Below are 13,752 nucleotides of genomic sequence, written 5' to 3'. Positions count from 1 at the left end.
CATCACGGAGGACGTGCAGGAGGCGGTCAAGGAGAGCGGCGTGCGGGACGGCGTGTGCTGCGTCTACTCACCGCACACGACCTGCTCGGTGCGCGTCAACGAGTACGAGCGCGGCTTCCTCGAGGACTTCTCCGTGCTTCTCCGCCGGCTCGTCCCGACCGAGCACTACTACGCGCACGACGACTGGGACCGGCGCACCGAGAACGTGTCGGAGGAGGACATGGAGGCCTCGAACGGCCACTCGCATTGCATGTCGATGCTGATGGGGCCGGCGGGCGAGTCGATCCCGGTTCGTGACGGCGTCCTGTGCCTCGGCCGGTGGCAGCGGGTCCTCTTCCTCGAGCTCGACCGGGAGCGCGACCGGCGGTGGCTCGTGCACGTCGTCGGCGTGTGACAGCGAAGCCGTCAGACGCCGGAGGGGACTGACCCCGCAGGGGCCTGTCCCCCGCGACGCTCACGGGGACAGGCCCGTCCCGGGCCAGTCCCCGCCCATGGTTCAATCCTCCACATGGCCGCCATCGAGAACCTCCTCATCGACGGCGAGCGGGTGCCGTCGGCAGAAGGGCGGACGTTCGACTCCGTCAACCCTGCGACCGGGGAGGTGTTCCGCACCGTCGCCGAGGCGGGTTCCGAGGACGCCGATCGGGCCGTGCGCGCGGCCACCCGCGCGTTCGAGGACTGGGGCACGCGGACGCCGATCCAGCGCGCGAAGGTGCTCTACCGCTTCGCGGACCTGATCGAGGAGCACGCGGACGAGCTCGCGCTGATCGAGACCCGCGACATGGGCATGGCCATCGGCGACGCCCGCTGGTGCGCCGGCAACGCTGCGGCGGTGATGCGGTACTACGCCGGGGCGATCGACAAGTTCTTCGGCTCGACGATTCCCGTCGACCGCGACGGGATCGTGCTCACCTTCCGCGAGCCCATCGGCGTCACGGCGCTGATCACGCCGTGGAACTTCCCGCTCAACATCGGGAACTGGAAGACCGCGCCCGCGCTCGCCGCAGGCAATACGGTGGTTCTCAAGCCCGCGAGCCTCTCTCCGCTCTCGGTCCTGCGCTACGCGGAGCTCGGCCTCGAGGCGGGTCTGCCGCCGGGCGCGCTCAACGTCGTCCCGGGCCCGGGCGCCGCGGTCGGCGATGCGCTCGTCGAGCACCCGCTCGTCGGCAAGGTCGGCTTCACCGGCTCCACCGAGGTCGGTGTCGAGATCGCGCGCAAGGCGGCGGGCACGATCAAGCGGGTGACCCTCGAGCTGGGCGGCAAGAGCGCGTGCATCGTCTTTGCGGACGCGGATCTCGAGAAGGCCGGGCGGATGGCGCCGTTCTCGGTCTTCGAGAACGCCGGGCAGGACTGCTGCGCCCGGTCGCGGCTGCTCGTCGAGGCGTCCGCGAAAGACGAGCTGCTCGAGCACTACGTCGCCGTCACTCGCGGGATCGTGGTGGGCGACCCGGAGTCGCCGGATACTCAGGTCGGCCCGCTCGTCTCGGCCGGGCAGCGCGAGACCGTCGAGGGCTACATCGCCCGCGGGGTCGAGGAGGGCGCGACGGTGCTCGAGGGCGGCATCCGCCCGGAAGGTGACGGGCTCGGGACGGGGTTCTACCTCCGACCGACGGTCCTCGGCGACTGCACGAACGACATGGTCGTCGCCCGCGAGGAGATCTTCGGGCCGGTCGTCTCCGTGATCACGTTCGAGACGGAGGAGGAGGCCGTCCGGCTTGCCAACGACACGCCGTACGGCCTTTCCGGCTCGCTCTGGACGCGCGACGGCGCCCGCCAGCTCCGCGTCGCCCGCGCGCTTCGCACGGGCGCAATCGGCGTCAACTCGAACAGCTCGGTGTTCCCGCAGGCGCCCTTCGGCGGGTACAAGCAGTCGGGCGTCGGGAAGGAGCTCGGGATGGAAGGCCTCGTCCACAACACCGAGCTGAAGAGCGTCTTCGTCTCGACGGAGCGCTAGACCGACCGAAGAGGGGCCGCGCGCGACTCGAGGGCGAGCGCCGCTCGGAAGGCCTGCTCCACCTCGGACGCAGTCCAGTCGTGGCAGTCGACGTCGAGGTTGTACGACTGCTCGCCCATGGCGCTCTCGACGAGTGCCGGGATGTCCTCCTCCGTGACGCCGACGTCGCGCAGCGTCGGGAACGAGAGGTCGGCGAGCACGCGCCGGACGGCATGCACCGCTCGTGAGCCGTCGTTCGTCCCGTCGCTCGGCTCTTCGAGCGCGTCCGCGACACGCTCCAGGCGGTCGGCGCAATCGCCGCGCGTGAGGTCGAGCGTCTCGGCGACCACGAGCCCGATCGTGAGGCCGTGCGGCAGGTGCTTGACGCTCCCGAGCGCCTGTCCTAGAGCGTGGTCGGCCGCGCAGTCGGAGAGGTTCATCGCCAGGCCGGCCGTGAGGCTTGCGCAGGAGAGGCGGCGCCGCGCATCAGCGTCGAAGCCGTCGGCGACTGCCTCGCGCAGCGAGTGTGCGACGTGGTGGCAGGCTTCGAGACCCAACGCGACCGAGAGTGGCGACGAGTTCGTCACCGTGCAGGCGCCGATCGCCTGCGCGAGCGCGTCGACGCCCGAGTGCGCCGTCGGACCGGGCGGCAGGCCGTGCGTCAACACGGGGTCGACGAGGGCGTGCTGCGCGCGCATGTTCGGATGACCGAAGCCGATCTTCCGGTCGCGTTCCGTGTCGGTGAGGACGCTCGCGCCCGAGACCTCGCTGCCGGTCCCGGACGTCGTCGGGCAGAGCACGAGGCCGATCCGCGGCTGCTCGGGGACGCGCGCCCCCTCGGCGTAGTCGGCCGCAGTGCCGCCCTGGTCGGCGACGATCCGCGCCGCCTTCGCCACGTCGAGCGCCGACCCGCCGCCGATCCCGATGACCGCGTCCAGCTTCTCCTGGCGCACGCGCTGCGCGAGCTCGTCGGCGAGCGCGAACGTCGGCTCGCCCGGTCCCTTCACGTAACGGGCGAGATGGACGCCCGCGGCCTCCGCCGCCGCGAGGCCGGCGACGACGTCGTGGTGCTCGGCGACCGGCTCCTCGACGACCACGAGCGCAGATACCGCGCCGAGGGTCGAGAGCGCCGCCGGAAGCTCGCCGATCACCCCGTCGCCGAACGCGACCCTCACCGGGAGCTGCGAGTGGAAAGGCGAGATCGGGTCCATGGACACCGGAGCGGTCACCCATCCGAAGGTGTCCGACCGAGGTCGGACACCGGGAGCCGGGCGACTCGCTCCGCGCGGTGGCGGCGCGCTTCGTCGACGAGCGCCTCGAACAGGCGCTTGTCCTCCTCCATCTCCGGGTGCCAGAGGACACCGACGGCGAAGCGCCGATCGGGATCCTCGAGGCCCTCGAGCGAGCCGTCCTCCGCCCACGCCGTCTCGACCAGACCCTCACCCACGCGGCCGACGCCCTGGTGGTGGCTCGACTGGACGCTGTCGTGGCGGGGGCCGAGGATCGCCGCGAGCTTCGTCCCGTCCTTCACCTCGACCGGGTGCTCGGAGAAAGCGCCGAGCACCTCGCGATGGCGCTCGTGTCCGACGGTCTCGGGCAGGTGCTGGATCAGGTCGCCCCCGCGGGCGACGTTCAGGAGCTGGAAGCCGCGACAGATCGCGAGCGTCGGGATGTCCCGCTCGAGAGCGCGCTCGAGCAGGGCGAGCTCCCCGGCGTCCCGATGCTCCTGGGCCGGGTCGGTCTTCTCGTGCCGGTCGGCGCCGTACGTCGCCGGGTCGATGTCGATTCCGCCCGAGAAGATCACGCCGTCGAGGACGTCCAGCGTCTCGTCGACGGCCTCCGTGCTCGGCGGGACGACGAGCGCCCGACCGCCCGCACGCTCGACGGACTCGACGTAGTGAAAGGGCACGAGCGCCGCCGGAAGCTCCCAGGCGCCCCAGCGCGCAGGCTGGGCGTACGAGGTGATCCCGATCATCGGCCGCTCGCCCACGGCAGAAGCGTACGCATCCGTAGGCGACCGCAGTCGCGATGCCACGCCTCACGGATGCGCCGGCCGCATCGAGCGGCGACCATTGACGTGAAAGGAGGTGCCCGATGAAGACCATCCTCCTCGCCTACGAGGAGCGGCCCGTCGCGCCCCGCGTCGTCGAGCGCACCGTCCAGCTTGCCAAGGCGCTCGGAGCGAAGGTGATCGTGACGAGCGTCGCCCCGATCCTCCTCACGAAGGGGCAAGGGCCGTGGGATCCGGCCGATCCGCCCTCACGTCACCGTGAAGAGGTCGACCACGCGGCCGCGCGGCTCGCGGAGCTCGGCGTGCAGGGAGTGGAGACCGTCGTCACCGGCGGCGATCCCGCCCACGCCATCGTGGAGCTGGCGGACGAGCGGAAGGCGGATCTCATCGTCCTCGGTGCCCACGACGGCGGGCTTGTGTCGCGTCTGTTCGAAGGCTCCGTCGGCGACGCCGTTGCCCACCGTGCGCACACCGACGTGCTGATCGTCCACTGAGCGAGACGAGGCGGCGCCGGGCACCGGCGGGCCTCCGCGGTGCCCGGCGACCGTCAGGGCTCGAGCGCGGCGGAATACGCCTCACGCTCAGCCGCCGTCAGCGGCCGCGAACCGCCGGTCGCTGGATCCCGGGCGACCACCACGGACTCCGCTTCGGCGGAGAGCGTCCCGTCGAGCTTCACTATCTCCTCCCGGAGCGTGAGGCTCGACGTGCCGATGCGCGTCAGTGCCGTGCGCACGAGCACCGCGTCGTCGTCCTGGGTCAGCTCGCGCCGGAAATCGATCGCGACGCGGACGAGGACGTAGTCCCAGAGATCGCCGGCACCTCCGAGCGCGCGCTGCATCCACTCGTCGCGCGCCTCCTCGAGGTACGTCGCGTACACGGCGTTGTTCACGTGGCGGAGCGCGTCGAGGTCACGCCAGCGGATCTCGATCCTCTTCTCGTGCACCACGTCAGTTCTCGAGCCCCTCGCCCCGTAGCATCGTCCGCACCGTCTCGCGTAGCACGCCGAGATCGTGTCGCACGACCTCCCAGCCGGTCCCGGTCTCGAGCAACTCGACGTACGCGAGGTCGAGCTGCTCGTAGTCCCGTGCGCGACCCTTCGAGACCTGCGCCGGGCCCGTCCAGCCCGCGGTGACGCGGAGGCGGTAGTCGAGGTTGCGACCCAGCTGCCGGTCGACCAGCTCCTGCGGCCAGGGACGGGGACCGACGAGGCTCATCTCGCCGCGGAGCACGTTCCAGAGCTGCGGAAGCTCGTCCAGGTACATCGGCTTGAGGACACGTCTCCCCGCCCACGTGAGGTTGGAATGATCGGCCTCGTAGGGCCGAACGTGGCCGTCTGCCTCGACGAGGACGTCCTCGCGGAGCGTGCGGAACTTGAGCAGCTCGAAGGGGCGCCCACGCGAGACACGCCTCTCGCGGTAGAGGAGCCGGCCACGGTCGCGTGGGCAACGCAGCATGTCGAGCCCGACGGCGCCGAGCACGAAGGCGCCCACCGGGGCGAGCGCGACCAGCAGCGCACCCGAGACCGCGACGTCGAGCGCGCGCTTCGCTCGGTGGCCCGGGAGGTGCTCAGATGCGCTCGAAGTAGCGCTTTCGTTCCCAGTCGGTGACGAAGCGATCGAAGAGCCCCTGCTCGGTGCGGGCGTAGTTGAGATAGTGGCCGACGACCTGGTCGCCGAACGAGGCGCGCGCCATCGCGCTTCCCTCGAGCGCCGAGATCGCCTCTCGGAGCGTCGACGGGAAGCGCTCGGCATCCGACTCGTACGCGTTGCCCTGGAGCGGCGGAGGCGCCTCGAGCTCCTGCTCGATGCCGTGCAGCCCGGACGCGATCATCGCCGCGAAGGCGAGGTACGGATTCACGTCACCTCCGGGGATGCGGGTCTCCACGCGTCTCGCCGCGCCGTGGCCGACGACGCGGAAGCCGCAGGTGCGGTTGTCGTTGCCCCATGCGAGGGTCGTCGGCGCCCAGCTGCCGGCCGCATAGCGCTTGTACGAGTTGACGGTCGGAGCAAAGAAGATCGCGAGCTCCTTCGCGCAGGCGATCTGGCCGGCGAGCCACCGCCCGAACACCGCGTCGTCTTCGGCGAACACCGCCTCGTCCCCGCGGAAGAGCGAGGAGTGAATGTGGCACGAGTTCCCGATCCAGTCCTCGAACGGCTTCGGCATGAAGCTGATGGAGCAACCGTGGAGGAACGCGATCTCCTTCGCCCCGTTCTTGTAGATCACGTGGTTGTCGGCCATCGTGACCGCGTCGGAGAAGCGGAAGTTCACCTCCTGCTGGCCGGGCCAGGCCTCGCCCTTCGAGGTCTCGACGCGCATCCCGGCCGCGTGCATCCCGTTCCGGATCGCACGAAGGAGGGGCTCGTCGTACGTCGTCGCGAGGATGTGGTAGTCGAGGATGTACGGCACCGACGGCGTCAGTCCGGTGTAACCCTTCGCGTGCGCCTCGGCGTAGGTCTCCTTGAGGAGGTAGAACTCGAGCTCCGAGCCGACCATCGGCGTGAAGCCGAGCGCGGCGGCCCGCTCCATCTGCGCGCGCAGCACCTGACGCGGCGAGGGCTGCACCGGCGAGCCGTCGTGCCACTCGACGTCGGCGAGGACGAGCGCGGTCGCCTCGAGCCAGGGGATGCGCCGCAGCGTCGACATGTCGGGCCGCATCGCGAAGTCGCCGTACCCCTGCTCCCAGCTCGCGATCTCGTAGCCCGGCACAGGGTCCATCTCCATCTCGAGGGCGAGCAGGTAGTTGCACCCCTCGACCGGATGCTCCGCCTCCATCTCCTCGACGAAGAACTCGGCGTGCAGGCGCTTGCCGAGCAGGCGGCCCTGCATGTCGGTGAACGCGACCACGACCGTGTCGACCTCACCTGTGGCTACGAGCTCCTGCAGCTCCGCGAACGTCAGCATTGCGGCGATCCTAAACCGCTTCCGTCCGACTCCGCGACGAGACTCGCGCGTGCCGTCCCGGACACGTAATCGCTGACATGTCTTGACATGCGGCGCGGCGCATAGGTGAATACCCCTGTTTCGGTCCCCACAAGGAGGCAGGCAATGAGTACAGGGCCCGCAGGCGGCGGGTACCGCACCTCGGAGGACGAGCAGATCCTCCACAGGCTGGGCTACGCGCAGGAGCTCTTCCGTGCGATGGGCGGGTTCCAGAACTTCGCGATCAGCTTCACGATCATCTCGATCCTCGCCGGCTGTCTGACCTCGTACTTCATCGCCTTCAACAACGGCGGCCCGATCGCGATCTCCTGGGGCTGGCTCTGGGTCGGCCTGATGAGCACGATCATCTCGCTCGCGATGGCCGAGATCGCCTCGGCCTACCCCACCGCGGGCGGTCTCTACTACTGGTCGTCCAAGCTCGGCAGCCCCGCGTGGGGCTGGTTCACGGGGTGGTTCAACCTCGTCGGGCAGATCGCCGTCACCGCAGCGATCGGCTACGGCCTCGCGATCTTCTCGACCTCGCTGATCAACCTCTGGTTCGACTACCCGAACACGAAGGAATGGACGCTGCTCACGTACAGCGTCGTGATGCTGATCGCGGTTCTGCTCAACATGATGAAGGTCAGCATCACCGCACTCTTGAACACGATCTCCGCGTACTGGCACATGGTGGGCGTGCTCTTCATCGTGCTCGTGCTGATCATTGTCCCCGACAACCACCAGTCGGTGAGCTACGTGTTCACGGAGACGATCAACAACTCCGGGTTCTCGGGCACGAACTTCGGCAGCATCGTCTTCTGGTACGTGTTCGGTCTCGGACTGCTGATGTCGCAGTACACGATCACGGGCTTCGACGCGTCCGCGCACATGGCCGAGGAGACGCACCAGGCCTCGCGGATGGCCGCAGTCGGCATGTACATGTCGGTCGTCGCCTCGGTCGTGTTCGGCTGGATCCTGCTCCTGGCCGTGACGTTCGCGGTGCCGGACACGCAGGGCGTGCTCGACGCGGTCGGCGGCGCCGTCACCTACATCTGGACGACGTCGATGAGCGAGACCTGGGCGGAGATCCTGCTCTTCATCTGCTGCGTCGCGCAGATGTTCTGCCTCACCGCGTCGGTCACCTCGGCGTCGCGGATGATGTTCGCGTTCTCGCGCGACCGCGCCGTCCCGGGGCACAGGCTCTGGCGGAAGGTCGCCGCGAACCGCGTGCCGGTCGCAGCCGTGTGGGCGATCGGCTTCCTCGCCTGGGCCCTGATGATCCCGACGTACTGGAACTCCGCGACGGGCTACCTCGTCGGGACCTCGATCGCCGTCATCGGGCTCTACATCGCGTTCATCCTCCCGGTGATCCTGCGCTTCCGGATGGGCGACCGGTTCGAGCACGGAGCCTGGTCGCTCGGCAACCACTACAAGTGGATCGACGTCGTCGCGATCGTCTGGGTGGCGATCATCTCGATCCTCTTCCTCGGGCCGGTCGCGCCGACCGGGATCCCGTGGAAGGACGGGTTCAACTGGGACGTCGCGAACTACGCGCCGCTGACCGTCGGCGGGGCGTTGCTCCTCTTCGGCGGCTGGTGGCTCATCTCCGCGAAGAACTGGTTCAAGGGACCGGTGCGGATGGGCACGGCGGAGGAGCTCGAGCAGATGGAGGAGCGGACGGCGACGGCCTACGAGGTTCCGGCCGACACCGAGTACTCGGGGTAGGCGCCCTACGTCTCGCGCGCTCGAAGGGGCGCCTCCGGGCGCCCCTTCGACGTCTCAGGCTTCCAGCGCCTGCCGGAAACCAGGCTCGGCGGCGGTGCGCTCCAGCCGCTGGAAATGCTCGGCTGCGTAGGCGTCGAAGTCGAACTCCAGCTCCGAGACGACGCCCTGGACGACGCCCCACATCGCCTCGCGGAAGTCGGACATGAAGCGCATCAGGTCGAGCGTCGCGAGCCCCGCCGGCGAGGCGTCGCCCGCGTACCCGGCGAGCAGCAGCGCGCGGCCGTCCTCGTCGAGCTCGTGGTTGACCGAGAAGTTCGCGAGGTCGAAGAACGGGTCGCCCATGCCCGCGTACTCCCAGTCGACGATCACCAGGCGCTCGCCGTTGTCGATGAAGTTCGCGTTCAAGAGGTCGTTGTGGCAGGGCCTGGGCGGCTGGTCGGCGCGCCGCTCTGCGATCTGACGCCCGAGCTCGTGGGCGGCCGCGAACTCGTCGGGCAGGGTCCCACCTCGCGCGAGGGCGACGTCCCGGTACGCCTCGACGACCTCGAGCGCCTGAAAGCGCCCCGGGATCGGCGGGCCTTGGTGGAACGCGCGCAGCGCGGCGGCGACGCGCCGAAGCTGCGCCGGCTCCCCGAGGCGCTCCGGCGGAGGGATCGCCCCGTCGATGAATCGCGTCACGAGCCACCCCTCCGGCTCGACGAAGTCGACGACCTCGGGCCCGATCCCGAGCTCATCGGCGGCGCGCGTCGCTGCGAGCTCTACGGTGCGGTCGATCCCGAGCAGGTCCGTGTCACGCCCCGCGACGCGAAGGACGTAGACGCCGTCGGGACGTGTGACCTTCACGTTGTGGTTCGTGATCCCGCCGCCGAGCACCTCCCACCGCGAACGGCCGTCGGGCCAGACGCGCTCGACCGCCTCCGCCAGGGCGTCGCTCACGCGCGGATCTTCTCGCCCACGGGGTCGTAGAGCGGCTCCGCGGCGACCACGCCGTCGATCCATTCGCCGAAGATCTCGACCGCGACGTCGGTGCCGACCTCGTGCTCGGCGGGAAGGTAGGCGTACGCGATGGACGCACCCACGGTGTAGCCGTAGCCGCCACTCGTGACCCTCCCGACGACCGCGTCGCCGACGCGCACCGGCTCCGACCCGAGCGCCACCGCGCGCGGCTCGGCGAGCGTCAGGCAACGCAGGCGACGTGTCGGCTCTGCCCCGTCGAGGAGCGCGTCGCGGCCGACGAAGTCGCCCTTGTCGAGCTTGACGGCGAAGCCGAGACCAGCCTCGAACGGCGTGTCGTCCGGCGAGATGTCCGCGCCCCAGACGCGGTAGCCCTTCTCGAGCCGCAACGAGTCGATCGCCTTGTAGCCGCCCGCCACGAGGCCGCGCTCCCGCCCGGCGGCCCAGAGCTCGTCCCACAACCGCGCGCCGAACTCCGTCGGGCAGTAGAGCTCCCAGCCCAGCTCGCCCACGTACGTCACGCGCACCGCAAGGCACGGGACCGGCCCCACGGCGAGCTCCTGCGCGGTCATGTACGGGAACGCCTCGTTCGAGAGATCGGCGACGGTGACCGGCTGGAGGATCTCGCGGCTCGCGGGCCCCCAAAGCCCGAGGCACGCGTAGGAGGAGGTGACGTCGGCGACGTGGACCGAGCCGTCCTCGGGCGCGTGCTGTCGGATCCAGGCGGCGTCGTGCTGGCCGAACGCCGTGCCGGTGACGATGCGGAAGCGCTCCGGCGCGAGCCGCGTCACGGTGAAGTCACACTCGATCCCGCCGCGCGGATTCAGCAGCTGGGTGTACGTCACCCGGCCGAGCTCACGGGCGACGCGATTGGCGCAGAGGCTTTCGAGGAAGTCGGCCGCCCGCGGACCGCTCACGTCGAGCTTTGCGAAGGAAGACTCGTCGAAGAGCGCAGCGCCCTCGCGACACGCGCGGTGCTCGGCGCCGATCGCCGGCGACCACAGCTTCCCGGCCCAGCCCCGCGGGCGGAGGGACTCGTCGCCGGCAGCCGCGTTCGGCTCGAACCAGTTCGCGCGCTCCCAGCCCGATTTCTCGCCGAATACTCCCCCGAGCTCGCCGAGCCGCGCGTTGGCCGGCGAGAGGCGGAGCGGCCGCCCGGCCCGCCGTTCGTGGCCGGGGTACTTGACGTCGTAGTACGTCTCGTAGATCTCTTGCGTCCGCACGAGCGCGTAGTCGCGGGACCGGTAGGCGGCGCCGAACCGCCGCGAGTCCATGTGCCAGACGTCGAGCGACGGCGTCCCCTCGACGATCCACTCGGCGACGAGCTTCCCCATCCCGCCCGCACCGGCGAGACCGTGCGCGCAGAACCCGGCGGCGACCCAGAACCCGCGGACGTCGCTCGGCCCGAGGATGAACTCACCGTCCGGCGTGAACGCCTCGGGGCCGTTGATCAGCTTGACGACCTCCATGTCCTCGAGCGACGGTACGCGCACGATCGCGTTCTGCATCAGCTCTTCGAAGCGCGGCCAATCCTCTTCGAGCAGCTTCCCGTTGAAGTCGGCCGGGATCCCGTCGAGCGACCAGGGCGCGCAGTGCCGCTCGTATCCGCCCATGATCAGTCCGCCCGACTCCGGCCGGAAGTAGACGAGGAGCGACGGGTCGCGCATCGTCGGCATGTCGAGCGGCAGACCGGACGGCTTGACGACGAGGTATTCGTGCGCCATCGGGACGACCGGGACCGTCACGCCGGCGAGCCCGCCGAGCTCGCCGGCGAACATCCCGCCGGCGTTCACGACGATCTCGGTCTCGATCTCGCCCCGATCGGTCTCGACAGCGACAACGCGACCATGCTGTGTCCGGATCCCCGTCACGCGCGTGTTCGTGTTGACCTCTGCGCCGCGCCGCCTCGCGCCCTCGGCGAGCGCGAACGTCAGCTGGCTCGGGTCGATGTACCCGTCCGTCGGAAGGAATGCAGCGCCGAGCACGCCCCCGATCGACATCGGCGGGAACATCGCCTGTGCCTCTGCAGGCGAGATCAGCTCGAGCGGCAGGCCGAACGTCTTCGCCCAGCCCGCCTGGCGTGCGATCTCCTCCATCCGTTCTTCCGACGAGGCGAGCCGAAGCGAGCCGACCTCGCGCCACCCCGTTTCGAGCCCGACCTCGGCCTCGAGCGTCCGGTAGAGCTCGACACTCTCCATCATCATCTTCGTCAGCGAGAGCGACGAACGGAGCTGCCCCACCAGGCCGGCGGAATGGAACGTCGAGCCGCTCGTCAGGTCGGCGCGCTCGACGAGCACCGCGTCGTCCCAACCGAGCCGTGCCAGCCAGTAGAGGATCGAACAGCCTCCGACCCCGCCCCCGATCACCACCGCCCTCGCGCTCGACCGCACCAGCCGTCCCTCCGTCGTCGTTGTGCGAGAACCTAGACTTTCGCCCATGAGGGTCGTCGCACGACCCGACGCGCTGACACGGGTGCGCGAGCGCGGCACGCTCTACGTGTGGCCGCGCGCCTACCGCTGCTGCAGGGGCAAGCAGTACGTGCTCGAGGCGGCGCTCCACCCGCCGGAGGGCGACTTCGAGCTCGTGTACGCCGTCGACGGATTTCGCATCTACGCCACGCCGGGGCTCGCGACGCCGGACGAGCTCCACCTCGACCTCGACCGCAGGGGACGCGTCCGCGCCTTCTGGAACGGCCAGGGCTGGATCGGGTAGCCGGGGCTCGATGCCCCGGCTACCCGATGAAGACTGACCCCGGGGACGAGGACGCCTGTCGGCGTCCTCACCCCGTCCACGCACCGCCGTTCTGGTCGATCGCCTGCCCGGTGACGCCGCGCGCATCGGGCGAGAGGAGCCAGGCGACGGTGCCGGCGATGTCCTCCGGCGCGGACATCCGGCCGAGCGGCACCTGGCTCATGGCCAGGCGGTAGGCGTCGTCGCGCGTGCCGCCGATCTCCTGCGCGAGCAGGTCGAGGCCGAGCCGCGACATGTCGGTGTCGACCCACCCGGGGCAGATCGCGTTCACCTGGACGTTCTCGGGCGCGAGCTCCGCCGCGAACGAGCGGACCAGCCCCAGCAGGCCGGCCTTCGAGGCGCTGTACCCCGTGTAGCCGGGCACGGCTATCCGGGCCAGGATCGACGAGATGACCACGACGTGGCGCGCGTCGGGGCCTGGCGCGAACCGGCGCAGCGCCGCCCGCACGCAGTAGTACGTGCCGTACAGGTTGGTGCGGACGAGCTCGTCGAACCGGTCGCCTCCCTCGTCGTCCTCCCCGTTGCTCCCGCCGATGCCGCTCACGGCAACGAGGGCGTGGATCGGGCCCAGCGCTTCGGCCAGTGCGCCGAGCGCCTCCTCCACGTCCTCGCGCTCGCGAATGTCGCACTCCGCGACGTGCGCCGCGCCGTCGATGGCGGCCGCCGTCTCGTCGAGCTCGTCCCGCCGGAGACCGAGCAGGCCCACCGCAGCCCCGTCGCGCGCCTGTCTCAGGGCGATCGCCCGCCCGATGCCGGTCCCCGCACCCGTCACCACCACGTGTCGCGCGCTCATGTGTCTCCACTGGTTCGCAATTTGCGGCCTTTCCGTCGACGGATCCCCTTGCAGGGGTGCGCTGCAAAGCGTAGATTGCCGCTGCGCCGAGCACGGGACGCGAGTAGGACGAAGCTCTCCCGGGAGGCCGTACGCGGAAGCGGAAGGTCAGCCGGGAAAGTGGACGAAAGCGCACCCGGCTCGGCGAATCCTTGGTCCCACACATGTAGAGCACACGGGGCTCAACGCAAGTATGTCCGCATTGTAAAGAGAATCTCGCAAAGAGCGACAATTGTGTTTCGAGGCCGCTTGACGGCACCGTCTCGAGGCCCTAGTGTCCCGGGTGCACCGAGGACGGAGCGCCGGAGGTCGATGGCTCTCCGACAGGCAATCGCTTCGGCGGAGGTCAGTCGGTAGGCCGGACGAAGGAGCACCGGTCTCGGTGCATTTCTGCATGCATTTCTGCTCGAACGGCCACGTTGAGAAAGAATAGTTGGGCTGAATCGAAGAAAGTCGCAATTTGCGACGTATTGCCCTTCAATCGGCTTGACGGAGGACAAATGGGTCGTTAGGTTTCCAAGTGCACCGAGCACGGAGCGCCCGAGGTTGAAGGCTCTCCCGCCCGGCAATCGCTTCGGCGAAGGTCGATCGGGTGAACTGGACGAAGGCGAGACCGACTCGGTGCAT

At 69.8% G+C, this 13,752-nt stretch carries 13 protein-coding genes; 5 read left to right on the top strand and 8 right to left on the bottom strand.

What is annotated here, in order from left to right; genetic code table 11:
* Both VNM44_RS09855 and VNM44_RS09850 read left to right on the top strand, forming a co-directional pair.
* A partial coding sequence (locus VNM44_RS09855) for a secondary thiamine-phosphate synthase enzyme YjbQ (protein ID WP_325625699.1) occupies positions 1-394 on the top strand: 394 nt, incomplete at its 5' end.
* A gap of 114 nt (positions 395-508) precedes the next feature.
* Positions 509-1,954: an aldehyde dehydrogenase family protein gene (locus tag VNM44_RS09850; protein ID WP_325625698.1), complete on the top strand. Its 1,446-nt coding sequence runs from the start codon at positions 509-511 to the stop codon at positions 1,952-1,954.
* On the opposite strand, the gene VNM44_RS09845 is transcribed toward VNM44_RS09850, so the two are convergent.
* Entirely contained in the window at positions 1,951-3,108 is a 1,158-nt protein-coding gene (locus VNM44_RS09845; RefSeq protein ID WP_325625697.1) for an iron-containing alcohol dehydrogenase, read from the bottom strand. The two genes, VNM44_RS09850 and VNM44_RS09845, sit on opposite strands and share 4 nt — an antisense overlap.
* Before the next feature lie 50 nt (positions 3,109-3,158).
* Positions 3,159-3,923 carry a gamma-glutamyl-gamma-aminobutyrate hydrolase family protein gene (locus VNM44_RS09840; RefSeq protein ID WP_325625696.1) on the bottom strand — a complete coding sequence of 255 codons (765 nt, stop codon included), beginning with the start codon at positions 3,921-3,923 and terminating at the stop codon, positions 3,159-3,161.
* 104 nt (positions 3,924-4,027) lie between these two features.
* Between VNM44_RS09840 and VNM44_RS09835 the strand changes: the two genes are divergently transcribed.
* Positions 4,028-4,438, top strand: a complete 411-nt coding sequence (locus VNM44_RS09835; protein WP_325625695.1) for a universal stress protein — start codon at positions 4,028-4,030, stop codon at positions 4,436-4,438.
* Between the two features lie 53 nt (positions 4,439-4,491).
* On the opposite strand, the gene VNM44_RS09830 is transcribed toward VNM44_RS09835, so the two are convergent.
* Genes VNM44_RS09830 through VNM44_RS09820 form a run of 3 tightly spaced genes read right to left on the bottom strand, consistent with a single transcriptional unit; the run spans position 4,492 to position 6,845 of the window.
* Positions 4,492-4,887 (bottom strand): thioesterase family protein, encoded by a 396-nt coding sequence (locus tag VNM44_RS09830; protein WP_325625694.1) that lies wholly within the window; start codon positions 4,885-4,887, stop codon positions 4,492-4,494.
* 4 nt (positions 4,888-4,891) lie between these two features.
* Positions 4,892-5,560 (bottom strand): sugar transferase, encoded by a 669-nt coding sequence (locus tag VNM44_RS09825; protein WP_325625700.1) that lies wholly within the window; start codon positions 5,558-5,560, stop codon positions 4,892-4,894.
* On the bottom strand, positions 5,511-6,845 hold the full coding sequence (locus VNM44_RS09820; protein WP_325625693.1) for a glutamine synthetase family protein: 1,335 nt from the start codon (positions 6,843-6,845) through the stop codon (positions 5,511-5,513). The genes VNM44_RS09825 and VNM44_RS09820 overlap by 50 nt, the downstream gene beginning before the upstream one ends.
* A gap of 144 nt (positions 6,846-6,989) precedes the next feature.
* Here VNM44_RS09820 and VNM44_RS09815 point away from each other — a divergent pair, with 144 nt between their 5' ends.
* The gene (locus tag VNM44_RS09815; RefSeq protein WP_325625692.1) at positions 6,990-8,588 is read left to right on the top strand and encodes an amino acid permease; all 1,599 of its coding nucleotides are present in this window, start codon (positions 6,990-6,992) and stop codon (positions 8,586-8,588) included.
* Positions 8,589-8,642: 54 nt separating this feature from the next.
* Here VNM44_RS09815 and VNM44_RS09810 read toward each other — a convergent pair whose 3' ends face one another.
* Positions 8,643-9,524 carry a phosphotransferase gene (locus VNM44_RS09810; protein ID WP_325625691.1) on the bottom strand — a complete coding sequence of 294 codons (882 nt, stop codon included), beginning with the start codon at positions 9,522-9,524 and terminating at the stop codon, positions 8,643-8,645.
* A complete protein-coding gene (locus VNM44_RS09805; protein ID WP_325625690.1) occupies positions 9,521-11,932 on the bottom strand; it encodes an FAD-dependent oxidoreductase in 2,412 nt (803 codons plus the stop codon). The genes VNM44_RS09810 and VNM44_RS09805 overlap by 4 nt, the downstream gene beginning before the upstream one ends.
* Positions 11,933-11,978: 46 nt before the next feature.
* On the opposite strand from VNM44_RS09805, the gene VNM44_RS09800 reads away from it, so the two are divergent.
* Positions 11,979-12,254, top strand: a complete 276-nt coding sequence (locus VNM44_RS09800; RefSeq protein WP_325625689.1) for a hypothetical protein — start codon at positions 11,979-11,981, stop codon at positions 12,252-12,254.
* A gap of 67 nt (positions 12,255-12,321) precedes the next feature.
* Here the strand turns inward: VNM44_RS09800 and VNM44_RS09795 are convergent, their stop codons facing one another.
* The gene (locus VNM44_RS09795; protein WP_325625688.1) at positions 12,322-13,086 is read right to left on the bottom strand and encodes an SDR family NAD(P)-dependent oxidoreductase; all 765 of its coding nucleotides are present in this window, start codon (positions 13,084-13,086) and stop codon (positions 12,322-12,324) included.
* Positions 13,087-13,752: the final 666 nt, after the last annotated feature.

The sequence above is a fragment of the Gaiella sp. genome (assembly GCF_035558935.1).
Taxonomy (GTDB): domain Bacteria; phylum Actinomycetota; class Thermoleophilia; order Gaiellales; family Gaiellaceae; genus Gaiella.
Note: the sequence above shows the minus strand (reverse complement) of the source record. Positions and strands in the feature narration are given on the sequence as shown.